Consider the following 25,912-nt stretch of genomic DNA (forward strand, 5'->3'; position numbering starts at 1 on the left):
TCCTTAAAAATAAACATTTTATTAGTACATACACAATACTTTACTCTTTTATAATAAATAGTTAAATTATTTTTTACATTCGATTAATAAATAGTCATTTTCCCCTCTTGAAGTACTTTTTCAAAACCATATATCCATCAAAACAGTGAATAAACTATCTTTGCACTATAAATAGATTTTTAGATTATGCATTTTATTTCTCATCATCTTGAAGATTACGCTACACAACATTCAGAAAATGAACCTGAATTATTAGCTCAATTAGACAAAGAGACTCATCAGAAAATACTTCAACCTAGAATGTTAAGTGGACACTTTCAAGGAAGGTTCTTGAGCATGATTGCTAAATTAGTTAACCCTAAAAACATTCTTGAAATAGGTACTTTTACAGGCTATGCAACACTATCTTTAGCTGAAGGACTACGAAAAGATGGAACAATTGACACTATTGATGTTAATGAAGAGCTTCACGATTTCCAAAGAAAGTACTTTAACTTATCTCCTTACGGAAGTCAAATCACACAACATGTCGGTAGCGCAATAGATATTATTCCTTCTTTAGACAAAAAGTTTGACCTTGTATTCATTGATGCAGATAAAAAGAACTACACCAATTATTTTTATTTAATCATTGAGAAAATGAACAAAGGAGGTATTATTTTATCTGATAACGTTTTATGGTCCGGAAAAGTATTAGAGGAAATAAAAGCTAATGACAAACAAACTATTGAAATTGACAAATACAATAAATTACTAAAAGACGATCCAAGGGTAGAAACTATCCTACTACCTATCAGAGATGGATTGACTGTTTCGAGAGTTATATAATAGAAAAAGAGGTAATCCATAAGATTACCTCTTTTTCTATTATTTGATAATTTTTTTTATACTAATCGATCTGAAAACTTAACCTCTACAAACTTAAACAACCTGTAAAATAGAAAACCAAACAAAGCCCCAGCACACATTCCTACTAGTATATCTCCGGGAAAATGTAGTGAAAGATAAATTCTACTATAGGCAAAGATTAAAGGGAATACAAAAATAATATATGCGTATTTATAATATCTTCTCAAAATTAAAAACATAAATAACATTGTTGCTGTTGAGTTTGAAGCATGTCCCGAAAAGAAACTCAACGTATCACTACACCTCACAATTCTCAACATTCCCATAATATCTTCCGTATTACATGGTCGAGGACGAGCCACTGTATACTTTACTAGGTTTGTCATCTGATCTGTAAAAGTGATTAACGCAGCTAAAAACACTAATATTAAAATCAATTTTTTAAGCGCTACCTTTCTGTAAGTAACATAAAGTAATACTACATAAAATGGCAACCAGTTGAATTGCTTAGTAATAAAACGCCAAAATGGATCAAAGGTCTCTGTTCCTAAATTATTTAGTAATATCATTAATTCTTTATCCCACCCTACTAAAGTTTCCAGCATTATAATTGTCTTTTAATTGGTCCTGTCAAATTCTCTATATCTTCCTTTTGTTTCTCTACCTCTTGCTGCAGATCACTTAAAGGGTTCTCTACGGTATCCACTACTTCTTGTTGAATTTCTTTCAGAGGATTGGCTTCAATCACTCCATCAATTTCTTTTTTAATACCGCTATCTTCAGCACTTTTTGTAATTTCGTACTTAATATCGTTTGTTGCATTCTTTACTTGAGTCATAAACTTAGCAAATGTTCGCGCCATTTCTGGAACTTTATCCGAACCAAAAAGCATTAAAATCACAAGTAATATAAAGAAAAACTCACCGCCTCCTATACCAAACATATTATTACAGTTTATTAATTAAACAAGGTTACAAATCTACAAACTTAATCGTTTTATTTTCATACAAAAATACGAACCATTTGTTAAATCACTTTAAACCCTGTAACTTATCTTCGTCTTTTTTTGCTATTAACTGTAAAAAATCCATCGCCAACTCACCCAATCTACTTTCGACACGTTCTTTTTCAAATCCTCCTCCTGACATTAGACCTACCATTTGTTCATCTGTAGCTGCATAATAGGCGAATCCTTCTACATAATCTTCAGGAATACTATAGTCTTTAATAAATTTTTCTTCTGAAAAATAGTCGATTAAACGTTTCTTACGATTATCTTGCTTCTCGTATTCAAAGGCCTTTTTCAACATTTTAGTACGACCAGATATTAAGTTAACGATAGCACTTATAGGAATTATCCCACCTCCACTTGTTGCTGTGTAGAGCTTACTCTCAGCCGGTGTATAAATTCGCGTCCCTTTAGGCACTAATCCCAAAGATTCAGCTGATATCTTATGAATAATGATTTCATCTAACTGTGTATAAAAATCATTCTTTTCTAAAGGGATCAACATAACATCTCTATTCAAATCAACGTTATCAACAACATGTTGATAAGCCACAAACAACGGACTCGAAAACATTATCGTATCATTTACTTGCGCTCTTACCCAAAAGTAACCTCCTTTTTCACTGTAGATCTCTTCTCCTGTTCGCAGATTCGATATATACACCCCCTCTAAATCTCTAGAACGAGAGACTAATTTCCCATTAATAAGCTTTGACGTTTGTGAGTAACCTTCCAAAGCTAATAGGAAAGTAAACATTAATAAAAATATTTTTCTGTACATTTAATTTCTTTATTCTTTTAACTTTTACAATACCAATATTAAAAACATCTTGTATCTAGACCAAAACTACTATAATTTCTAGATTAAAAAATTATAAATCATGATAAAACAATCATAAAACCTAGAACAAACTGTACTTCTTTATTTAATAAAAAAACGTCTTACCTTTACAAAAATTACACCTTTATGAAAAATTTAATTATTGCCAGTACGTCTACGATCCACAACAGTGACTATCTAGAGTATTTACTTCCTACCTTAAAAGAGCATTTCAAAGCGATAAAAACATTATTATTTATTCCTTACGCAAGACCTAGCGGCATTACCCATGATGAATACACTGCCAGAGTAGCGAATGCATTTCAAAAAATTGACATAGAAGTCAAAGGAATACACGAATTCGAATACCCTATTGAAGCTGTACTAAGCGCTGAAGGAATCTTCACAGGAGGTGGAAATACTTTCTTATTGGTAAAACAGCTTTATAGCAACAATATAATTACAGCAATTCAACAAGCAGCAAACAATGGTATACCATATTTAGGCTGTAGTGCAGGCAGCAATATTTGTGGACTAACAATGGAAACAACTAATGATATGCCAATCATTTACCCTCCTTCCTTTAAGACTTTAGCTCTTGTTCCATTTAATATCAATCCTCATTACCTAGACCCTACCGAAGGCTCTACACATATGGGGGAAACAAGAGAAACTAGAATCAATGAATTTCATACCTTAAACTCACAACCGGTAGTTGGGCTGCGTGAAGGAAGTTGGTTAGAGGTAAAAAACAATACCATTATCCTAAAAGGAAACCTAACTGCTCGTATCTTCGAACAAGGAAAAGCAGCTATAGAAGTAGATCCTGATACAGATTTAAGCTACTTAAAGTAAATAATAGAAGCCTTTGACCAAATCGAAGGCTTTTTTTATATCACAAAAACAACAACTGCTTAAACGCTATTATCAACTAAGAATATTGAAAAGACACAAAAACAAAAAAGCTCTCCACACCTGGAAAGCTTTTCATTGGTCTAACTACTAAACCGCAGTGCTTACGCACTTAACAACACAACTAAATTTTGGACTCTTTGTCTTCTAAAACAACTAGAGTCTTAAGATCTCTCTTAATGAGAATATCTTATATACTGGCGGTCTGGACGGGACTCGAACCCGCGACCCCATGCGTGACAGGCATGTATTCTAACCAACTGAACTACCAAACCAATATATAGAATTGCGTATTTATTACAACTTTGACATCTCCTTTACTTTATGTATTCTCTTATTATAGAGAATCTAGCGGTCTGGACGGGACTCGAACCCGCGACCCCATGCGTGACAGGCATGTATTCTAACCAACTGAACTACCAAACCANCGACCCCATGCGTGACAGGCATGTATTCTAACCAACTGAACTACCAAACCAATTGATATCTTACTTATATAAATACCACAATTTCTTCAAAGAACAAAAAAGCTCTCCCTCCGAAGGAAAGCTTTTCATTGGTCTAACTACTAAACCATAGTGCTTTCGCACTTAACAACACAACTAAATCGTTTCCCCTATAATTACGTGATTTTATTACAGGGCAAAAAAAGCCTCTCAACTCCGTGAGAGGCTCTTTTTTACTGGCGGTCTGGACGGGACTCGAACCCGCGACCCCATGCGTGACAGGCATGTATTCTAACCAACTGAACTACCAAACCAGTATTAACCATATTTATTTACTCGCAACAAAGATAAATCTTTTTTATCCAATTCAAAGTTTACTCTGAATTATTCCGCTTTGAGAGAATGCTTGAAAGCTTTTTTCTTCGACATTCTTAGCGGTCTGGACGGGACTCGAACCCGCGACCCCATGCGTGACAGGCATGTATTCTAACCAACTGAACTACCAAACCTTCATCGTTATTGCTGTAATGCGGTGCAAATATACGACCATTTTCAACATTACCAAATCTTGATAAAAAAAAAACACAAGTTTTTTCATTGCTTTTCTAAACAAATCTGAAAACCAGCAAGATATATATTAAACTTTTTTTCAAAAAAAAGCACCTACATTTATTCCATCTCCGCAAAAGAATCCCAATCATACGCTATTAGTGAAAAAACAAAGACGTCAACGTAAATTTATTTAATACAAAAAAACAGCTTTCCCACCCTATCATCAATAAAAAAGAGAGATCCTCTTACAAAGAACTCTCTTTTTTATACATTTAAAATACTTCGATTATAAATTGCTTTCAATAAAATCTTGGTATGTTTTCTTAGGTGCAACACCAACTTGTTTTGCTACTACCTCTCCGTTCTTGAATACTAATACTGTAGGAATATTGCGAATTCCATACTTAGCAGCAAACTCTTGGTTAGCGTCTACATCAACTTTTCCTACTACTGCTTTTCCTTCGTATTCTGTACTCAACTCTTCTACGATTGGACCCAACATTTTACAAGGACCACACCATACTGCCCAGAAGTCAACAACTACTGGCTTATCTGATTTTAACACTACTTCTTCAAAAGTAGCATCTGTAATTTCTAATGCCATTTTTATTTCTTTTTTGTTATCTCAACAAATCTAACAAATAAATTATATTCTACTCTTCAATAATTATTAAATTTCATTATACCTGAATAATAAAAACTAATTTAATTTGAAGTTGACTTGTAGTTTTTCTAATTCTTCTAATAATTCAGCGGTAATATCCACAGATACTTTACGAGTTGACATTTCTATACGATTTACTACACGGATCTCTTCTACTGTTTCTTTCATCTCGATTTCCATATTTAAATCAAAATCTTCACCGTGCTCCATGTCTATATCTCCTTCCATCTCCACAACTGGCTTTGAAAAATCCTCTACTATTTCCTTCTGAACAACTATTCGCTCAAGTTCTACCAAATCAAAATATACTGGCTTATCTCCTGAATAAGTTTCAAAAATGCGTTCCATACCATTGACCATTTGATGTGTCAAATCATTTACATTTAACAGCAACACAAGTTTCTTAGCTCCTGTTGGAATAACTTCATACAGCAATTTCATCTCTTGAAACTCAAGTCGAGGATCTCCTTTCTGACCGGTTTCTCGGTTAGTCCATCCCTCTTTTACCAATACCTTTACTTGAACAAAAGTATTTTGCAATAAGAAATGTCTAAACTTTAAAAACTCCTCATTAAACATTCGAAAATCACACCCCTCGTCATAACCTTCAATAGTAAACATCGCCCAGTCTTTTCCTTTGGCTGAAGTTCGAAATTCTACATTGCTAATCATACCACCAAACGTAACAACTCGTCCAGTTAAAGCATGTAAATTCTTTAGTTCCCCTACACTATTGGTACAAAAGTACTTTAGCTCAAACTTAAAGTCATCTAAAGGATGTCCAGATATATAAATCCCTACAACTTCCTTCTCTTTTGCCAGCTTCTCCATCGTTGTCCATTCTTCACACATAGGCAACATTGGTTCTGGAATATCTACTTCTGCACTATCTCCAAACAGACTGATCTGCGACGAGTTTTCATTTTCTTGGGTTTTAGCACCGTAGCGTATCGCCTTTTCCAAAAATGGAACACTATCTGTTACATCTGTATAAAAGTATTGTGCGCGATGTGTTCCTGCAAAACAATCAAAACCTCCTGCTAGTGCTAAGTTTTCAAAAGCTTTCTTATTTGCTGCACGCAAGTCTATTCGCTTAGCCAAATCAAAAATTGACTTATAATCTCCTTTTTCCCTATTCTCCACGATTGTCTTTACAGCTCCTTGCCCCACACCTTTAATCGCCCCCATTCCAAATCGGATTGCATACTCGTCATTTACAGTAAACTTATAAAATGACTCATTAACATCTGGACCTAATACATGAAGACCCATGCGCTTACACTCTTCCATAAAGAATGTTACCTGCTTGATATCGTTCATATTATTCGACAACACAGCTGCCATATACTCTGCTGGATAATGCGCCTTCAAGAAAGCTGTCTGATATGCAATCCAAGCATAACACGTCGAGTGAGATTTATTAAACGCATAAGAAGCAAAAGCTTCCCAGTCTTTCCATATTTTTTCTAAAGTAGTTGCATCGTGTCCTTTGGCAGAAGCTTGTTCTACGAACTTTGGCTTCATTTTATCTAGTACAGCTTTCTGCTTTTTCCCCATTGCCTTACGCAGGACATCAGCTTCACCCTTTGTGAAACCTGCTAACTTCTGAGACAGAAGCATTACTTGCTCTTGATACACCGTAATACCATAGGTTTCTTGTAAGTATTCTTCACAAGCATCTAAATCATACACAATAGGTTCTTTCCCATTCTTTCGATTAATAAATGAAGGGATATATTCTAAAGGTCCTGGACGGTACAAAGCATTCATGGCAATTAAATCACCAAACACAGTAGGCTTCAGATCACGCATATGCTTCTGCATCCCTGGTGACTCATACTGAAATACCCCTACCGTTTCCCCTCTCTGGAACAACTCATACGTTTTCACATCGTCGATTGGTATCTTATCAGGGTCTATCTCTATCCCTGTACGGTACTTGACTAACTTAATGGTGTCCTTAATCAAAGTTAAAGTCTTTAATCCTAAAAAGTCCATCTTAAGAAGCCCAGCACTTTCGGCTACAGAGTTGTCAAACTGTGTAACATAAAGATCAGAGTCCTTGGCTAATGTTACTGGTACAAACTTTGTAATATCATCTGGTGTAATAATAACCCCACAAGCATGAATACCCGTATTACGCATAGACCCTTCTAGTACTTTTGCCTGTTGAATGGTCTCTGCCGCTAACGAACCCTCCTGCGATAAGGCTATTAATTCTTTTACCTTATCAAATTCTTCCGAACGAAGGACAGCTTTCACTGCATTCTCTTCTTCACTTAAAAAACGCGCTAAGTTCCATTTAGAGGGCATAGCTCCAGGAATTAGCTTGGCAATCCTATCCGCTTCAAATAATGGTAGATCTAACACCCTAGCCGTATCTCGTATAGCTGATTTTGTTGCCATTTTACCATACGTGATAATCTGAGCTACCTGATTTGCTCCATATTTATCAATTACATAATCCATTACTTTACTACGCCCTTCATCGTCAAAGTCAATATCAATATCGGGCATGGATACACGATCTGGATTCAAGAAACGCTCAAAAAGTAAATCATATTCAATTGGATCAAGATTCGTAATTCCTAAACAATATGCAACTGCCGAACCAGCTGCCGAACCACGCCCTGGACCCACTGAAACCCCCATCTCTCTAGCGGCTGCAATAAAATCTTGTACAATCAAGAAATACCCAGGATAACCTGTTCGCTCAATAGTCTCTAGTTCAAAATCCAAACGCTCTGTAATATCTTGCGTAACTTCTGGATATCTTCGCCTAGCTCCTTCATAAGTCAAATGACGAAGAAAATTGTTCTCCCCGCGTTTTCCATTACCATCTCCTTCTAAATCACGAGCGTCTTGAAACTGCTCAGGGATATCAAACTTTGGTAGCAATACATCTCGATGCAACACAAATGGTTCTACCTTATCAACAATTTCTTGAATATTGTAAACAGCATCTGGAAGATCTTCAAACAAGTTCTTCATTTCTTCTGTTGACTTAAAATAATATTCTTGATTTGGAAGTCCATAGCGATATCCTCTCCCACGACCAATCGGCGTAGATTGTTTTTCACCATCTTTTACACACAATAAAATATCGTGTGCATTAGCATCTTTTTTATCTAGATAATAAGCATTATTCGTAGCTATCAACTTGACCTCATGCTTACGAGAAAAGTCAACCAATACTTTGTTTACACGATTCTCATCCTCTTGTCCGTGACGCATGATCTCAATATAGAGATCTTCTCCAAATTCTTCCTTCCACCATAACAAAGCTTCTTCTGCTTGTTTCTCGCCCACATTTAATATCTTTCCTGGCACCTCTCCGTAAAGGTTCCCTGTCAAAACCATTATGTCTTCTTTATATTTTCGGACTACTTCCTTATCAATACGTGGGACATAATAGAAACCATCTGTATAAGCGATAGAGGCCATCTTCGCTAAATTGTGATATCCTTTCTTATTTTTCGCCAACAAGACTACTTGGTACCCATTATCCTTCTTTGTCTTGTCTGTATGATCTTCACAGATAAAAAACTCACATCCTACTATTGGCTTCAATAGAGGGAGTAAGCCTTCTCCTTTTTCCTCTCTTTCCTTATTTTGGTCTGCTATTCGCTTATTATGGTCATTCACTTCCATCACAAAGTGAAATGCCCCCATCATATTTCCATGATCCGTCATCGCTACAGCAGACAGATTAAGTTCAGCCGACTTAGCTACTAATTTAGGGACAGCTATTGTGGACTGAAGTACAGAAAACTGAGTATGAACATGTAAGTGTCCAAACCTAGCTACATTAAATCGCTTGCGCTCTTCATCGCTAATAACATCAGAAATTCCAGTTTGTAACTTACTTAACCGCTGATGTACCTCTTCTGAAGCCTTCTTTAAATTAATATGCTCTAAGCCTATTAATGGAAATGGCTCTGGATTCGTTTGCACATAGCGTTGTATATAAGTATCGTCACATTGCAACTCATCCTTCGAAAAAACACCTTTCTTAATTAACTCCAAAAAACAACGAGTAGTTGCCTCAACATCGGCTGTGGCATTATGTGCTTCTCCAAAAGGCACACCAAACAAATAGGTATGCAACTCTGTCAGCGTAGGTAGTTTATACTTTCCTCCTCTACCTCCAGGTATTTTTAATAACTCAGCTGTTATTTCTGTACAGGTATCTAGAACAGGTAATTCACTCATCTGACTACTCATTCCCATACGGTAAAATTCACACCCCATGATATTCAAATCAAAGGCTAAATTCTGACCGACAACAAACTTTGTTTTAGACAAAGCAATATTGAACTTCTCTAGAACTTCTCTTAAACTAATTCCTTGTTCCTCTGCTAACTCCGTAGAAATACCGTGAATACGCTCAGCATCATAGGGTATATTAAATCCCTCTGGCTTCACTAAATAATCTTGATGCTCTATTAAGTTCCCCATCTCATCGTGCAGTTGCCAAGCAATCTGAATACATCGTGGCCAGTTATCCGTATCTGTTATAGGAGCAGACCAACTTTTTGGAAGTCCAGTAGTCTCAGTATCAAAAATTAAATACATAGTTAATTTTTAGTGATTTATACCTCAAAAAGGCATTTTAAAAGGAAAAAACAAAAGTACAAAAAAAAGACTGCGCCTAAAAAAGGCGCAGTCCAAAAAGCATGTAAATCTTTCTCTATTTTGGCAATGAAAACGGTATTCTATAAAATACCCCTTCCTGAAATATTTTCTCTGAACGCAGTGCAGCATGTTCTTGCTTTTGCTTATCAGTATAATTCTTTTGTTGAATTTCATCTAAAGGTTCTTTCAACATATTTACATAAAACGTTCCTGTTATGGTGCCTGGTATCTGCTCTGATTCAGGAGCAAATGAAACCTCTCCCATATCAACTATATTCCCCTTTTTATCTTCTTCTTGTGTAGAATAGAACGCAAATGTCTCATTTAGAGCCGATTTATTCTTTAAACGATAATATGCATAAGCATCATCTTTATTGCTCGCCTTATCGTCAATTACCTTGCGATATTTTCCTAATCTAATTGTTTTACCAAACAGACTCGGACTATAAGGTACTTTCATTACATAAGAAGTACTATCTGTCTCCCCCATGATATATAAAACATTCTCATTCGCTACATAAGCCGTCTTGTGATTTGGCTTCCATTTTTCATATTTTAAAGCCTCACTATATTCTTCATTATTTGTTACTGCTTGTAGTCCAGGATCACTAGTTACAGTGTCATTTTCACACGCAACTAATGCTGTCACAAACAACAATAGACACAATATCTTTTTCATAGTTTATGATTATCTTATATAATAACTTTAAATACAAAAATATAGTATTTAACACCAGAAAAAAACTTTATAAAAAATAAATTTATTAAATTCACTTCATTATTAGAATATTAGTAGTCTCTCTTTCTTGTGACTTTATGCAAACGATTACCTACTCTAAATAATAGACTCTGTGGTTTGATACTTAAAAGACAAAGGCAAGTTAATCTATAGATAGTATAACACATTACCCATTGACTATTAACCCATCTAATAAAAATTTCCTTTCTTAAAATAATACGACACACTCTCTCCTAAAAGGATTAATCTAATCCTAAAGTACTAGATAAGTCTTATCAAAAAGAAATAAACAGCTCTACCCCGCACATGCTTGACCTATACGTGCACAATGCTTGACCTTTTGTTGCCAAGAACAAGCTTCTGGGCTCGCATACTGCACGAATACTGCACTTATAGCTCAATCTTGCGAGGAAATGACACAAACAAAAAACAGTATTAACTCAAAGGCTGACAACTAAATAGATTAAATTCCATAGCTGAAGCTACTTACTAAGCCATTACTACCTCAAATTGATCGCTAAAAAGTGTAAACATATTTGATTATTTTTTCTGAAAACACTTGACTGATAAAAATTTATATTAACTTTGCACCTCAATTTTAAACCGAGGTCGGGTACCTCAAACAAATTAAATTAATTATGTCTGTAAAAATTAGATTACAAAGACACGGTAAAAAAGGAAAACCTTTTTACTGGGTAGTAGCTGCTGATGCACGCGCAAAAAGAGATGGTAAATACTTAGAAAAAATCGGTACTTACAATCCTAATACTAACCCTGCTACTGTAGATATCAATGTTGATGCTGCTGTTAAATGGTTATTCAATGGTGCTCAACCTACAGATACTGCTAGAACATTACTTTCTTACAAAGGAGCAATGTTAAAACACCACTTACAAGGTGGAGTTAGAAAAGGAGCTTTAACTCAAGAACAAGCTGATGCTAAATTCACTGCTTGGTTAGAAGAAAAAGCTGCTAAAATCAACGCTAAGAAAGATGGTTTATCATCTAACAAAGCTGCTGAGAAAGCTGCTAGATTAGCTGCTGAGAAAGAAGTAAGTACTAAACGTGCTACTGCTGCTCAAGAAGCTAAAGCTGCTGCTGAAGCTGAAGCTGCTGCTACAGAGGAAACTGCTGTTGAAGCAACTGAAGACAACAACGAAGAAACTCAAGCATAATTTCTTAGCGATATGCGTAAAAAAGATTGTTTCTATTTAGGCAAGATCGCAAAAAAATTTAGCTTCAAAGGGGAAGTATTGGCCTATTTGGATACCGATGAACCTGAGTTATACGAAAATTTGGAATCAGTATTCGTTGAATTCAACGGACAACTGATTCCTTTTTTTATTGAAGACGCTTTTTTGCACAAAAATGACTTCCTTAGAATCCGTTTTGAAGAATGTGATTCAGAAGAAGCAGCTGAACGCCTAATCGGTTGTGAATTATATCTTCCATTAACAATGTTACCAAAATTAGATGGAAATAAATTCTATTTCCACGAAGTAACAGGATTTGATGTGATAGATACTAAACTAGGACTAGTAGGTAAACTTATCCGTATCAATGACAGTAACTACCAACCTCTATTTGAGATTGACAGCAATGGTACAGAAGTGCTTGTCCCTATGATTGACGAATTTATCGAACGAGTTGATCGCGATAACAAGCAATTAATACTCCACATTCCTGACGGTTTATTAAACCTATACTTGGATAAATAATTCAATACAAAATAATTAGAACCTCTTACCTACTTGGCAAGAGGTTTTTTTATCCTTTTTCATTCATTTACCTTCCTAATCATATCTTAGGTCACTAACCCTCCTTTTCGTACTTTTGTAAAAAAGAATAAGCAATATGTTTCAATTTAAACAATTCACTATACAACAAGATAAGTGTGCGATGAAGGTAGGTACAGATGGGGTGCTATTAGGAGCGTGGACTCCTGTAGACAACAATCCTTACAGTGTATTAGACATTGGCTCTGGTACAGGACTTTTAGCACTTATGATGGCTCAGCGTACAGGTGCAGAACAGATAGATGGTGTAGAGATAGATGAACATGCACATGAGCAAGCAGTAGAGAACTTTGAGAGCAGTCCATGGGGAGATAGACTATTCTGTTACCATGCCGACTTAGAGACTTTTGCGAATGAAATGGAAGAAGAGTATGACTTGATTATATCTAACCCACCGTTTTACAGTGAAGATTACCACACGAATGATAAACAGAGAGACACAGCACGTTTTCAAGATGCTATGCCTTTTGATTTATTAATTGAGGCTGTAGAGTATTTCTTGTCAGAGAAAGGTGTGTTTAGTGTTATTATTCCAGCTAAAGAAGAAGAAACTTTGATGTGCTTAGCTGCTGAATTTGGTATCTATCCTTTCAAAGTAACTCGCGTTCGAGGGAATGAACAAGCTGAGATCAAACGCAGCTTAATTGCTTTTTCACGTCAATTAGTCGAAAAAATACCACTCAACGAGTTGACTATCGAGGTAGAAAGACATCAGTACACCCCAGCATTTGAGGCACTTGTAAAAGATTTTTATCTAAAACTTTAAAAAAAATTACTTTTATTTTGTTTATTCCAAAAATTATTTAGGATATTTGTACCAACGAAAACAAAGAAGAAAAAATGAATACAGTTTATACAATGATGATGAGCATGATGATGTGGAGAAATCCGCAGGGCTTGTTATTTGCATAAACTTAAATTCTAAATAACATATATAAAGCCCTTGCATTTGCGAGGGCTTTTTTTTTACACCAAACCAAACAGTATATAATTAGCAGAATATAGAATACCATGATTTACAATACTAACACAATGATGATGGCAATGATGATGATGAACATGATGATGTTCACGACGCCCTATTGCCTAAAGTCAACGAGTTAGTTATAATCTAAAACAAGAGATTAAAATACTTGAAGTCCTTTTGGCAATGCCGAAAGGGCTTTTTTTATGCCCAAAAATTAGTAACTAAAACATTTAAAAAAATATTTAACCATGAGCAATTTAAACTTTTCAACACAAGCATTACACGCAGGACACAATGTACAAGCAACAGCAGGAACAAGAGCAGTGCCTATCTATCAGACATCATCGTATGTATTCGAAAATGCTGATCACGCAGCAGGAGCTTTTAACCTGTCTATCCCAGCGTATATCTACACAAGATTAAACAATCCTACAAACGATATTCTTGAGCAACGCTTAGCAGCACTAGAGGGAGGTATCGGAGCAGTAGTTACAGCATCAGGAGCATCTGCTATCTCTACTACGTTCTTGACATTGCTAAAAGCGGGAGATCACATCGTATCTTCTAACAGCTTATATGGAGGAACATACAACTTATTCAATGTTACACTCCCTCGTTTAGGTATCAATACTACATTCGTAGATCCATCTAATGTAGAGAACTTCAGAACGAATATTCAAGAAAACACAAAAGCAATATTCGTAGAAAGCTTAGGTAATCCAAAATTAGATATCATCAACTTAAAAGCAGTTGCTAAGATAGCACAAGAGTTTAAAATTCCATTTATCGTAGATAATACAGTTGCCTCTCCTGCCCTACTCAACCCAATCCAATACGGGGCAAACATCGTAGTACATTCCCTAACTAAATACATCACGGGTAATGGTACATCATTAGGAGGAGCGATAATCGACGCAGGTACTTTTGATTGGTCAAGTGGAAGATTCCCAGAGTTTACAGAGCCTTCTCCAGGATACCATGGATTGATCTATCACCAAGCATTAGGTAACGCTGCTTTCATCGCTAAGATCAGAGTAGAAGGATTAAGAGATCTAGGTGCAGCACTTAGCCCATTCAATGCCTTCCAAATCATCCAAGGGTTAGAGACTTTACCTATTCGTATCCAAAAACACAGTGAGAATGCATTAGCCTTAGCAGAATGGTTAGAAAAACAAGACGCTGTAGCATGGGTAAACTATCCAGGTCTGAAGTCAAGTGACTACTACGATTTAGCAAAAGAGTACTTGCCAAAAGGACAGAGTGGTGTAGTAACCTTTGGATTAAAAAAAGGATTCGAAGCAGCCAAAACAGTGGCAAATGATACTAAACTATTCTCTCTCTTAGCAAACATAGGAGATACTAAGTCACTAATCATTCACCCCGCTTCTACTACACACCAACAATTAACCGTAGAGGAGCAAAAAGCAACAGGAGTAGCACCAGACTTAATCAGACTATCCGTAGGAATAGAAAACATAGAAGACCTAAAAGCAGATTTAGCAAACGTATTTAAAACATTATAAGATGAGTACCCAAACAGACATACTAAAACACATTCCGATAGACCCACACACAGGAGCCATAGCTGTACCAATCTATCAGACAACGACATTCGCTCAAGAGGCACCAGGAGTAAACAAGGGATTTGACTACACACGTACCAACAATCCTACTCGTCAAGCTTTAGAAGAATTAGTTGCTTCATTAGAAAACGGTGCGAAGGGCTTTGCCTTTGGAAGTGGACTTGCAGCAATAGATGCAGTATTCAAGACACTAAGCCAAGGAGACGAAGTTATAGCTGTAGCGAATATCTATGGTGGGACTTATAGGCTGCTAAATGAGGTGTATGCGAAGTTTGGGATAAAGACTCATTATGTTGATACAACAATAGTTGAAAATGTAGAAAAGGCAATTACTAATAATACTAAACTAATCTGGATAGAAAGCCCTACTAACCCAACACTGAGAATATCTGATATACAAGCTATAGCAGACATTGCTAAAAAACACAAAGTTTGGTTATGCGTAGACAACACCTTCGCTACACCGATAGCCCAAAAGCCATTAGACTTAGGAGCAGACCTTGTTGTTCACAGTGCTACGAAGTATATCGCGGGTCACTCAGATGTAGTGGCAGGGCTAGTAATCACGAAGACAGAGGAATTGGGTAAGATCATTAAGTTTCATCAGAACTCAACTGGGGCTATACTAAGTCCTTTCGACAGTTTCTTAACCATCAGAGGTATTGAAACCTTGCTACTGAGATATAAAGGATATTCTGAGAATGCCCTAAAAATGGCAGAATACCTCAACACTCATCCTAAGATAAACAAGATATACTATCCAGGATTAGTGAATCACGAAGGACATGAGTTAGCAAAGAAGCAACAGAAGTACTTCGGCGGAGTAATAAGTTTTGACCTAAAAGACAACAGTAAAGAAGCTGCTCTTAAGATTATCAAAAGCCTAAAGCTCTTTACGCTTACGGAAGGGCTTGGAGGAATAAAGAGTTTGAGTAATTACCCTTTTGAGATGTCTCATGGATCAGTACCTAAAGAGACAAAAATAAAAGCAGGAATAACGGAAAGCTTAATAAGATTGTCCATCGGATTAGAAGAAACAGAAGACTTGATAGAAGATATCAAACAAGCATTAGCACAATAAATAACAATAGAATACCATGAGTCACTTACAAGAAATAACTATCGCTAACCATACTTTGCCAAACGGAAGTACACATACTTTTCACTTTACTTATCAGGTGGAGGGACAGCCCTTACACAGTGCTCCAATCGTGTTGGTCAACCATGCCTTAACAGGAAATAGTGAAGTAGCCGGTGATAACGGATGGTGGAATAGCTTAGTGGGTTATGACAAAGTAATAGACCTCAACCGATATACAGTGATTGCCTTCGATATACCAGGTAATGGATATAACAAAGAAGAGGCTCACCTCATCGAAGATTACAAAGCAATAACGACAAAAGTAGTTGCTGAAGTGTTCTGGAAAGCATTAGATCGACTACACATTGATCACCTATATGCAATCATCGGAGGTAGCTTAGGAGGAAGCATCGCTTGGGAGATGACTTTCATTAGACCACAAGCAGTAGATCACTTAATCCCAATAGCGACAAGTTGTAAAGCATCAGACTGGTTAATAGGCAATGCCTTAATCCAAGACAGCATTCTAAACAACTCTTCTCAACCTATAGAAGACGCTCGTATGCATGCTATGTTACTCTACCGCACTCCTGCATCGCTCCAGCAGAAGTTTGCCAATGGGTATAAAGAAAGTGAGAGTCAATACGCTATAGAAAGTTGGTTAAAGTATCACGGACAGACCTTAAATGGTCGCTTTAGCTTACAAGCTTACAAGTTAATGAACCACTTGCTAAAAACCATTGGACAAAAAGTAACAGAAGAAAGTCTAAAAACCTTCGGTCAACATACAAGTGCTAAGATACACTGCATCGCAGTAGATACGGATTATATGTTTACGAAGGCAGAACAAGAATACACAGTAGCTCTACTTAAAGACTATTGCAAACACATTACATACCAAGAGATTCAATCAATACACGGCCACGATGCCTTCTTAATTGAATACGAACAATTAAACAATTTATTAAAACCATTATTCTAAAATCAGCACATCATGAAAGTATTAAAGTTTGGAGGAAAATCTCTTGCATCAGGACAAGCTTTTGACAACGTCATAAATATCATAAAAACAAAAGTAAACGAAGGGCCAATCGTTATTGTAGTTTCTGCTATAGGGGATACAACAGATACCCTTGAAAATATATTAGACTTAGCAAAGACTAAACAAGATTACACGACTGCTTTTGAAACATTCAAAAACAGAGCATATCACAATGAAGCAGATATAAATACAGAGCTTGAAGTATTGAGCAAATTATATGAAGGAGTTTCTCTAATAGAAGACTATGGCGTAAAGATTAAAGACCAAGTGTTAGCACAAGGAGAACTAATATCAAGTAAAATATTAGCTGCTCAGCTAAACGCAAAAGGACTTAAAGCTACACCTGTAGACAGCCGTCAATTCTTTATCACAGATGCTAACTTCGGAAGTGCACAAGCTATAGAAGAAGTGTCTAAGCAAAAAACACAAGCGTACTTTGCTGCATTAGATAAAGAAACTATAGCTGTAGTAACAGGGTTTATCGGATCTACAGATAAAGGAGAAACAACTACACTTGGACGCAACGGTAGTAACTACTCTGCTGCTTTATTAGCGAACTTCATCGAAGCAGATGAATTGCAAAACTATACTCATGTAGATGGTATCTATACTGCTAACCCTGATTGGGTAAAAAATGCACAGAAGATAGAAGAACTTCACTTCGACGAGGCAAATGAATTAGCCAACTTCGGAGCTTCTATCCTACATGCGAAAACAATATTGCCTTTAGTAGAGAATAATATTCCATTGAGAATATTAAACACACTAAACCCAGAAAACAAAGGAACTCTTATCTCTAACAAACCAACAGATAAGGGAATTAAGTCACTATCGGTACAGTCTAATGTCGCTTTAGTACAGTTCGAAGGTAGAGGATTGTTAGGAATCGTAGGAGTAGATGCACGTGTATTTACAGCTTTGGCAAACGAAGGAATTAGTGTAGGTGTTATCTCACAGGGTTCTTCAGAGCGTGGTTTAGGTTTTATCGTAGAAGAGAAAGATGCAGATAAAGCAGCCGAAGCACTAAACAGAGAGTTCTCTAATGACTTCTATACGCGTGATGTAAACAGTATTTCTATCATCCGCGACCTTGCTGTTATTTCTATCATCGGACAGAACCTAAGCACATTTGACAAACCTTATGCTGCATTAGTAAAGAATAAGATTGTTCCTATCCTATTCAACAATACAGTAACAGGGAAAAACGTAAGCTTAGTCGTACGTAAAGAAGAAGCTAAGAAAGCACTTAACGTAGTACACGGACAGATATTCGGTATCGCTAAAAAGATCAATATCGCTGTCTTTGGAAACGGATTAGTAGGAGGTACTTTAATAGACCAAATATTACAGTCTGCCCAATCTATCGAAGACAAAAAGAACATTGCCCTAAGCATCTTCGCTATCGGTAACTCTAAAAAAGTATTACTTAACGATGGAGGTATTAACTGCAACTGGAGAGAAGAGATAAAAGACCAAAGTGTAGCTTATAATATACAAGAAGTAATAGACTACGCGAATGCAAATCACTTAGAGAACTTAATCGCGATAGACAACACGGCTTCTGGTGAATTTATCAAGAACTATATTCCATTAGTAGAGAATGGTTTTGACCTTATCTCTTCTAATAAAATTGCTAATACAATATCATATAGTTTCTATAATGAGTTGCGTCAGACGCTAAAGGCAAACCACAAAGAATACTTATACGAAACTAACGTAGGTGCCGGTTTACCATTGATTGATACGATTAAACTACTTCACTTATCAGGAGAGAATATCACTAAGATAAAAGGAGTGTTCTCGGGAAGTTTGAGTTACATTTTTAATAACTACTCTATCCAAGAAAAACCATTCAGTGAGGTACTTAAAGAAGCTATCACTAAAGGTTTTACAGAACCAGATCCACGTGAAGACCTATCAGGTAATGACGTTGGACGTAAGTTGTTAATCTTAGCGAGAGAACTAGACTTACAAAACGAGTTCGAAGAAATAAGCATTCAGAACTTAATCCCTACAGACTTACAGGCAGTAGATACCCCGACGTTCTTAAACAGCTTAGAGAAACTAAATCCTTACTTCGACAAGATTAAACAAGGCTTAGCTCCAGATACTGTGTTACGCTATGTAGGAGAGCTATCAGGTGATCTACAAAAGGACAAAGGAGTATTAGAAACTAAACTAATCGAAGTACCTACCAGCTCAGCATTAGGACAGCTAAAAGGCTCAGACAGTATATTCGAGATATACACAGAGAGCTACGGAGACAATCCTATCATTATCCAAGGAGCTGGTGCAGGAGCATCTGTAACTGCCAGAGGGGTATTTGGAGATATACTGAGATTGGCGGATAAGTAGATTGGTTTACGGTGGACGGCGGACAGCTTATACACCTGTAATCCGAAAAACGTAAGCTGCAAACCTCAAAAAGCATTATCACAGATTTACACCCAGTAATCAACGAAAAACACTAACCACTGCTAACCGTAAACTAAAAAAAGATGAGTACATTAAACCATGATGAAGGCTTCTGTTTTGAGACACTAGCCATACGAACGCAAACAGAACGCACACAATATAGAGAACACTCAACTCCACTATTCCTAACTTCAAGCTTTGTCTTTGACGATGCAGAAAATATGCGCGCTGTATTTGCGGAAGAAATAGAGCAATACTCCTATTCACGCTTTACTAACCCAAACCAAACAGAACTAGTTGATAAAATCTGTTTGTTTGAACAAGCAGAAGCAGGTTTCGCATTTGCAACTGGAATGGCCGCGGTGTATTGTAGTTTATTTCCTCTGTTAAAGACTGGAGATCACATTGTTTCTTGTTCTAATATCTTTGGTTCTACCAGAGGACTGTTTAGCAATTTGTTCCCTGAATGGGGAGTAGAAACAAGCTATTTCGATATAAATCAAGTATATGATGTAGAAAAACTAATACAACCTAACACCAAGATACTATTTGCAGAAAGTCCTACTAATCCAGGAGTAGATGTATTAGACCTTGCGTACTTAGGAGAAATAGCTAAGAAACACAACCTCCTATTTATCGTAGATAATACCTTCGCTACTCCTTATTTACAAACACCAATTACATTAGGAGCGCATATAGTGATACACTCAGGAACCAAACTCATTGATGGACAAGGACGAGTATGTGGAGGGATTACAGTAGGTTACAAAGAATATATCCATAAAATCTACTTATTCACACGTACTACAGGCGCAAGCATTTCACCGTTCAATGCCTGGGTACTATCCAAAAGTCTCGAGACTTTAGCAGTACGTGTAGATAGACATTGTGAGAATGCCTTGATTATAGCAGAATACTTAGAACAACACCCTGCTGTGGAGTTTATCAAGTATCCTTTCTTGCCAAGTCATCCACAATATAAAATAGCAAAAAAACAAATGAGGCAAGGAGGTAATATTATCGCCTTTGGAATAAAAGGAGGACTTGATGCAGGTAGAACATTCTTAAATGCTGTAAAGCTTTGCAGCCGATCCGCTAACCTTGGAGATAGTAGAACCATCGTTACACACCCTGCTTCTACCACACATAGTAAAGTTCCTGCAGAAGAAAAAGTAGCTACGGGTATTACAGACAACCTGATTCGTCTATCTGTAGGTTTAGAAAATACAAAAGATATTATCCGTGACTTAGAACAAGCCTTAGCTGTTACACAATAACAAGCCTACTAATCACACCTCAACAATGAATGATTAAATAAATAGATTATGTCAACAACACTTATACATACTGATATCAGAAGCCTATTAAAACAACGAACATTAGTACTCGATGGAGCAATGGGTACAATGCTTCAGGCTTACCGATTTTCAGAAGAAGACTTTAGAGGTGAGCGCTTTGCTGATTTTGCTCACCCTCTAAAGGGAAATAACGACTTGTTGTCAATCACTCAACCTGAGGCTGTAAAAGAAGTACACAGACAATATCTTTTGGCAGGAGCTGATATCTTATCTACAAATACCTTCTCAGGTACCACCATTGCAATGGCGGATTACCACTTAGAAGATTTAGTATATGAATTAAACTATCAGTCGGCTAAGATAGCACGCGAAGTAGCAGACGAAGTAGAGTCGCTTAACCCTGACAAACCTCGCTATGTAGCAGGTGCTATTGGACCTACGAATAAAACAGCTAGCTTATCTCCTGATGTAAACAACCCTGGGTACCGCGCCATAACATTTGAAGAACTACGCATTGCTTATAAGCAGCAAGCTGAAGCTCTATTAGATGGAGGAGCAGACTTATTATTAGTCGAAACAATATTTGACACCTTGAATGCAAAAGCAGCCTTATTTGCCATCGATGAAATACAGTCAGAACGAGGGATAGATATTCCTATTATGATTTCTGGAACAATAACTGATGCCTCGGGACGCACCCTGTCAGGACAAACAGTAGAAGCTTTCTTGATTTCTATTGCGCATATACCTTTATTGAGCATCGGGTTCAACTGTGCCTTAGGAGCAGAACAACTAGAACCTTATGTAAAACAATTAAGTCAACACGCAGCAGTGAATATTTCTGCCCATCCGAATGCAGGTTTACCTAATGCCTTTGGAGAATACGACCAGACACCTAATGAAATGAAAGAACTAATAGACAGCTTTTTAAGTCAAAACTTAGTTCAAATCATCGGAGGTTGTTGTGGGACGACACCAGAGCACATCAGACTAATTGTACAAGCAGTAGCAGAGCATGCAAAAAATAGAACTACTAAGCAGTACAACCTAAAGCCTGTACTTGCCTTATCGGGATTAGAACCCTTATACGTTACTGCTGAAGTAAACTTTATCAACGTAGGTGAACGTACTAATGTAACAGGTTCTCGTAAATTCCTTCGCTTGATAAAAGAAGAGCAATTTGATGAAGCTCTTGCCATCGCAAGAGAACAAGTAGAAGGAGGTGCTCAAATTATTGATGTCAACATGGACGAAGGTTTATTAGACGGTGTACACTGTATGACTAACTTTCTCAACTTGATTGCCTCAGAGCCAGATATTGCTAAAGTGCCTATCATGATAGATAGCTCTAAATGGGAGATTATCGAAGCAGGACTACGTGTAGTACAGGGTAAAGCGATTGTAAATTCAATTAGTTTAAAAGAAGGTGAAGCCATATTCATCGAGCACGCTAAACTAATCAAACGCTATGGAGCTGCTACAGTAGTGATGGCATTTGACGAGAATGGACAAGCGGACTCTTTAGCAAGACGCATAGAAATATGCTCACGCTCTTATAATATATTAGTCAATCAAGTGAACTTTGCTCCTCAGGATATCATCTTTGATCCGAATATATTTCCTGTAGCGACAGGAATGGAAGAACACAACAACAATGCTTTAGACTTCTTTCAAGCGACTAAATGGATTAGAGAAAATCTTCCCTATGCCAATGTAAGTGGTGGGGTAAGTAATGTTTCTTTTTCTTTTAGAGGAAACAATAAAGTAAGAGAAGCTATGCACGCTGCCTTCTTATACCACGCGATACAGCACGGTATGAATATGGGAATAGTGAACCCTGAGATGTTAGAAGTCTATGATGAGGTGGACAAAGATTTGATGGAACACGTAGAAGACGTCCTATTAAACAGACGCGCTGATGCAACGGAACGTTTACTTGACTTTGCAGAGAGTATTAAAAATGACAATACCAATCAGACAAGCGAAACTAAAGTTGAAGAATGGCGTTCGGGGAGTATCCAAGATAGACTTACTCATGCTTTAGTCAAAGGAATAGAGACCTTTATTGAACAAGATACTGAAGAAGCTCGTCTTAGTGTACCACAACCTATTCAAGTGATCGAACAATATTTAATGAACGGAATGAACGTAGTCGGTGACTTATTTGGAGCAGGTAAGATGTTCTTGCCACAAGTAGTGAAATCTGCTCGTGTGATGAAGAAAGCAGTAGCCTATCTCTTACCTTTTATCGAAGAGAGCAAAAAGCAGAATGCAGAAACCTCTGTCGGTAATGCCGGTAAGATATTAATGGCTACGGTAAGAGGTGATGTACACGACATTGGTAAAAACATTGTGGCTGTAGTCTTAGCCTGTAATAATTATGAGATTATAGACCTTGGAGTGATGGTGCCACCTGAAAAGATTATAGAAACTGCTATTAAAGAACAAGTTGACATCATCGGACTAAGTGGTTTAATTACTCCCTCTTTAGATGAGATGGTACACTTAGCAAAAGAACTAGACAAGGTCAATAGCCGTATTCCTATCATGATTGGTGGAGCTACTACCTCACGTGTTCATACCGCTGTTAAGATTGCACCGGAGTATAAGAACTGTGTCGTACACGTACACGATGCTTCCCGATCGGTAACGATTGCTAATCAACTATTACAAAAAGAAGTTGAAGTTAGCTTTAAAGAGAATATCAAAGCGGAATATGACCAACTGAGAAATGACTATTTAGGTAGAGCTAGAGATAAAAGCTATATCACTATAGAACAAGCTAGAGCAAATAAAGTGAAAGTTGAATGGGATACAAAAGACATTGTCAAACCTAACTTCATTGGAACGAAGAAAGTTACTGTCGAACTAGACGAGTTACTGCCTTTTATTGATTGGGCACCTTTCTTTCGCTCTTGGCAACTATTCGGTAAGTTTCCTGAGATATTGACAGATGAGGTAGTAGGGCAAACAGCAACTCAAGTATATGACGATGCTATAATAATGCTTGACAAAATCATCAATGAACGTTGGTTCGACGCAAAAGGTGTCTTAGGCATCTTCCCTGCGAATCAAGTAAACGACGATAATATTGAAGTGTACAACGAACAGGGGGAGGTATTAGACCACTTATTAACACTGCGTCAACAATCACTGAAGAATGTCAAAGCTCCTAATATTGCCTTAGCAGACTTTATCGCACCCAAAGAAAGTGGATTAGAAGATTACATCGGGCTATTTGCCGTTTCTACTGGTTTTGGAGTTGACGAAATTGCCAAGCGATACGAAGACGACCTTGACGATTACAATGCAATAATGGTTAAAGCATTAGCCGACCGTCTAGTTGAAGCCTTCGCCGAATTACTACACCATCGTGTACGTACAGATATTTGGGGATATGCCTCTGCAGAACGCCTAACGAACGAAGAGCTGATTAAAGAAAGTTATCAAGGGATCCGTCCAGCACCAGGTTATCCTGCATGTCCTGACCATTTAGAGAAAGGAACTATCTGGAAACTCCTACAAGTGGAAGAACAAATAGGAGTCACGCTTACAGAAAGCTATGCAATGTTTCCAGCAGCCTCTGTCTCGGGATACTACTTCGCTCATCCACAGAGTAGATACTTTGGATTAGGAAAAATAGGTCAAGATCAATTAGAAGACTACGCCAATAGAAGAAATATAACATTAGAAGAAGCTGAGCGTTGGTTATCACCCAACTTAGCACAGAACAATAAATTAACAACAAGCGAATCATGAAAGTAACAGAACATATCCAAAGAGCAAATGGTAAAACACAATTCTCTTTTGAAATCTTACCTCCTTTAAAAGGACAAAACATTCGAGGAATATTTGATGCTATTGAACCGCTAATGGAGTTCAAACCACCTTTCATTGACGTTACCTATCACCGAGAAGAGTATGAGTACAAAGAGGCAGGCAATGGTCTATGGGAAAAGCGAACCGTTAGAAAAAGACCTGGTACTGTTGGTATTTGTTCAGCTATACAGAACAGATTTAAAGTAGATGCTATACCCCATATTTTGTGTGGAGGCTTCACCAAAGAAGACACTGAAAACTTCCTAATTGACCTTGATTTCTTAGGCATAGACAACGTCGTAGCCTTACGAGGTGATGCTGTAAAGAATGAAACATACTTCAAGGCTGAAGCTAAAGGCAATAAATATGCTTCTGAATTAGTTACACAAATCACGGAACTAAACCAAGGTATCTACTTAGACCCTGAATTAGAAAACACCAGTAAGACTGACTTCTGCGTTGGCGTAGCAGGCTATCCAGAAAAACACATGGAAGCACCCAATTTCGATACAGATCTTAAATATCTAAAACAAAAGATAGAAAACGGAGCAGAATACATCGTTACTCAAATGTTTTTTGACAACAGTAAGTTCTTTGAGTTTGTGGACAAATGTAGGTCCATAGGTATCGATGTGCCTATCATCCCAGGATTAAAACCATTAGCTACCCTAAACCAACTAAACCTGTTACCTCAACGTTTTAAAGTTGACTTGCCAGATGACTTAGTTGCTGAGGTGTTAAAAGCAAAAGACAATGCTGCCATCCGAGAAATAGGAATAGAATGGTGCGCTCAACAGTCCAAAGAGCTTATCGTGGCGGGTATTCCTATTGTTCACTACTACTCTATGGGAAAATCTGATAATATCATTCAAATTATCAAGAAAGCAATTTAGTTTATAGTGAACGGTTTACAGTTTACAGACTAACTGTTGACCGTAAGCTGTGAACCATAAACCCGAATCCATAACTATTATTTATAAATTTTTGGTTGCAATCAAGACCTCTTATATACACGATAAGAGGTCTTTTATTTATACATCTATAATCAACCTTGACAATCAAAACCTATTCATTTTGATTATCAAACAACTTTGTCGATCATATTCAATTTTTTTTGATTGACAAACTTGTCATTTTAGTACATTTATTTCAAATTATATAGTCTCTACTCTAATAAATATAGGAAGAGTATGAACAACGGACTTTGGTAAAAGATTGAGAACTTTCAAATCTTAATAGTATCTAACTACATGTAAACACTTTAAACATCATTATCGCGTTATAT

At 36.9% G+C, this 25,912-nt stretch carries 18 protein-coding genes and 4 tRNA genes; 12 read left to right on the plus strand and 10 right to left on the minus strand.

All coding sequences use genetic code 11. The annotated features are described in order from the left end of the window. Window positions 1–186 precede the first annotated feature (186 nt). Window positions 187–828, plus strand: a complete 642-nt coding sequence (locus GJV77_RS03315; RefSeq protein WP_155034934.1) for an O-methyltransferase — start codon at window positions 187–189, stop codon at window positions 826–828. A 56-nt stretch (window positions 829–884) separates the two neighbouring features. Here the strand turns inward: GJV77_RS03315 and GJV77_RS03320 are convergent, their stop codons facing one another. From GJV77_RS03320 to GJV77_RS03330, 3 genes are all read right to left on the minus strand, one after another. Beyond that, a complete protein-coding gene (locus tag GJV77_RS03320) occupies window positions 885–1,454 on the minus strand; it encodes a phosphatase PAP2 family protein (protein WP_155034935.1) in 570 nt (189 codons plus the stop codon). Then, on the minus strand, window positions 1,454–1,792 hold the full coding sequence (locus tag GJV77_RS03325; RefSeq protein ID WP_155034936.1) for a Sec-independent protein translocase subunit TatA/TatB: 339 nt from the start codon (window positions 1,790–1,792) through the stop codon (window positions 1,454–1,456). The genes GJV77_RS03320 and GJV77_RS03325 overlap by 1 nt, the downstream gene beginning before the upstream one ends. 88 nt (window positions 1,793–1,880) lie before the next feature. Next, window positions 1,881–2,639: a hypothetical protein gene (locus GJV77_RS03330; protein ID WP_162853983.1), complete on the minus strand. Its 759-nt coding sequence runs from the start codon at window positions 2,637–2,639 to the stop codon at window positions 1,881–1,883. Between the two features lie 186 nt (window positions 2,640–2,825). On the opposite strand from GJV77_RS03330, the gene pepE reads away from it, so the two are divergent. Beyond that, window positions 2,826–3,533: a dipeptidase PepE gene (gene pepE, locus GJV77_RS03335; RefSeq protein WP_155034938.1), complete on the plus strand. Its 708-nt coding sequence runs from the start codon at window positions 2,826–2,828 to the stop codon at window positions 3,531–3,533. A gap of 255 nt (window positions 3,534–3,788) precedes the next feature. On the opposite strand, the gene GJV77_RS03340 is transcribed toward pepE, so the two are convergent. The 7 genes from GJV77_RS03340 to GJV77_RS03370 all read right to left on the minus strand — a co-directional run bounded on the left by GJV77_RS03340 (window position 3,789) and on the right by GJV77_RS03370 (window position 10,566). Then, window positions 3,789–3,865: transfer RNA gene (locus GJV77_RS03340), tRNA-Asp, on the minus strand. A 77-nt stretch (window positions 3,866–3,942) separates the two neighbouring features. Then, a tRNA-Asp gene (locus GJV77_RS03345) sits at window positions 3,943–4,016 on the minus strand. Window positions 4,017–4,273: 257 nt separating this feature from the next. Then, window positions 4,274–4,350, minus strand: a tRNA-Asp gene (locus tag GJV77_RS03350). A gap of 121 nt (window positions 4,351–4,471) precedes the next feature. Then, window positions 4,472–4,545: transfer RNA gene (locus tag GJV77_RS03355), tRNA-Asp, on the minus strand. 329 nt (window positions 4,546–4,874) lie between these two features. Continuing rightward, window positions 4,875–5,192 (minus strand): thioredoxin, encoded by a 318-nt coding sequence (trxA, locus tag GJV77_RS03360; RefSeq protein WP_155034939.1) that lies wholly within the window; start codon window positions 5,190–5,192, stop codon window positions 4,875–4,877. A gap of 96 nt (window positions 5,193–5,288) precedes the next feature. Beyond that, window positions 5,289–9,827 carry a DNA polymerase III subunit alpha gene (dnaE, locus tag GJV77_RS03365; protein ID WP_155034940.1) on the minus strand — a complete coding sequence of 1,513 codons (4,539 nt, stop codon included), beginning with the start codon at window positions 9,825–9,827 and terminating at the stop codon, window positions 5,289–5,291. A gap of 115 nt (window positions 9,828–9,942) precedes the next feature. Next, window positions 9,943–10,566: a DUF6252 family protein gene (locus tag GJV77_RS03370; protein ID WP_155034941.1), complete on the minus strand. Its 624-nt coding sequence runs from the start codon at window positions 10,564–10,566 to the stop codon at window positions 9,943–9,945. Window positions 10,567–11,264: 698 nt separating this feature from the next. Here GJV77_RS03370 and GJV77_RS03375 point away from each other — a divergent pair. The 10 genes from GJV77_RS03375 (at window position 11,265) to metF (ending at window position 25,520) form a co-directional block, all read left to right on the plus strand. Then, entirely contained in the window at window positions 11,265–11,801 is a 537-nt protein-coding gene (locus GJV77_RS03375; protein WP_155034942.1) for a 30S ribosomal protein S16, read from the plus strand. Between the two features lie 12 nt (window positions 11,802–11,813). Continuing rightward, a complete protein-coding gene (gene rimM, locus GJV77_RS03380) occupies window positions 11,814–12,344 on the plus strand; it encodes a ribosome maturation factor RimM (protein WP_155034943.1) in 531 nt (176 codons plus the stop codon). A 136-nt stretch (window positions 12,345–12,480) separates the two neighbouring features. Next, a complete protein-coding gene (locus GJV77_RS03385) occupies window positions 12,481–13,188 on the plus strand; it encodes a tRNA1(Val) (adenine(37)-N6)-methyltransferase (RefSeq protein ID WP_155034944.1) in 708 nt (235 codons plus the stop codon). Window positions 13,189–13,637: 449 nt separating this feature from the next. Next, window positions 13,638–14,912 carry an O-acetylhomoserine aminocarboxypropyltransferase/cysteine synthase family protein gene (locus GJV77_RS03390; protein ID WP_155034945.1) on the plus strand — a complete coding sequence of 425 codons (1,275 nt, stop codon included), beginning with the start codon at window positions 13,638–13,640 and terminating at the stop codon, window positions 14,910–14,912. 1 nt (window position 14,913) lies between these two features. Continuing rightward, window positions 14,914–16,053, plus strand: a complete 1,140-nt coding sequence (locus tag GJV77_RS03395; protein WP_155034946.1) for a trans-sulfuration enzyme family protein — start codon at window positions 14,914–14,916, stop codon at window positions 16,051–16,053. A gap of 16 nt (window positions 16,054–16,069) precedes the next feature. Beyond that, on the plus strand, window positions 16,070–17,035 hold the full coding sequence (locus GJV77_RS03400; protein WP_155034947.1) for an alpha/beta fold hydrolase: 966 nt from the start codon (window positions 16,070–16,072) through the stop codon (window positions 17,033–17,035). Window positions 17,036–17,047: 12 nt separating this feature from the next. Further along, window positions 17,048–19,450, plus strand: a complete 2,403-nt coding sequence (gene thrA, locus GJV77_RS03405) for a bifunctional aspartate kinase/homoserine dehydrogenase I (RefSeq protein WP_155034948.1) — start codon at window positions 17,048–17,050, stop codon at window positions 19,448–19,450. A 143-nt stretch (window positions 19,451–19,593) separates the two neighbouring features. Next, complete coding sequence (locus tag GJV77_RS03410) at window positions 19,594–20,787, plus strand: trans-sulfuration enzyme family protein (protein ID WP_155034949.1); 1,194 nt, start codon at window positions 19,594–19,596, stop codon at window positions 20,785–20,787. A gap of 48 nt (window positions 20,788–20,835) precedes the next feature. Next, entirely contained in the window at window positions 20,836–24,567 is a 3,732-nt protein-coding gene (gene metH, locus GJV77_RS03415; RefSeq protein ID WP_155034950.1) for a methionine synthase, read from the plus strand. Next, window positions 24,564–25,520, plus strand: a complete 957-nt coding sequence (gene metF / locus GJV77_RS03420) for a methylenetetrahydrofolate reductase [NAD(P)H] (RefSeq protein ID WP_155034951.1) — start codon at window positions 24,564–24,566, stop codon at window positions 25,518–25,520. Before metH ends, metF begins: the two co-directional genes overlap by 4 nt. Window positions 25,521–25,912: the final 392 nt, after the last annotated feature.

Source organism: Myroides pelagicus (assembly GCF_009711055.1).
Taxonomy (GTDB): domain Bacteria; phylum Bacteroidota; class Bacteroidia; order Flavobacteriales; family Flavobacteriaceae; genus Flavobacterium; species Flavobacterium pelagicum.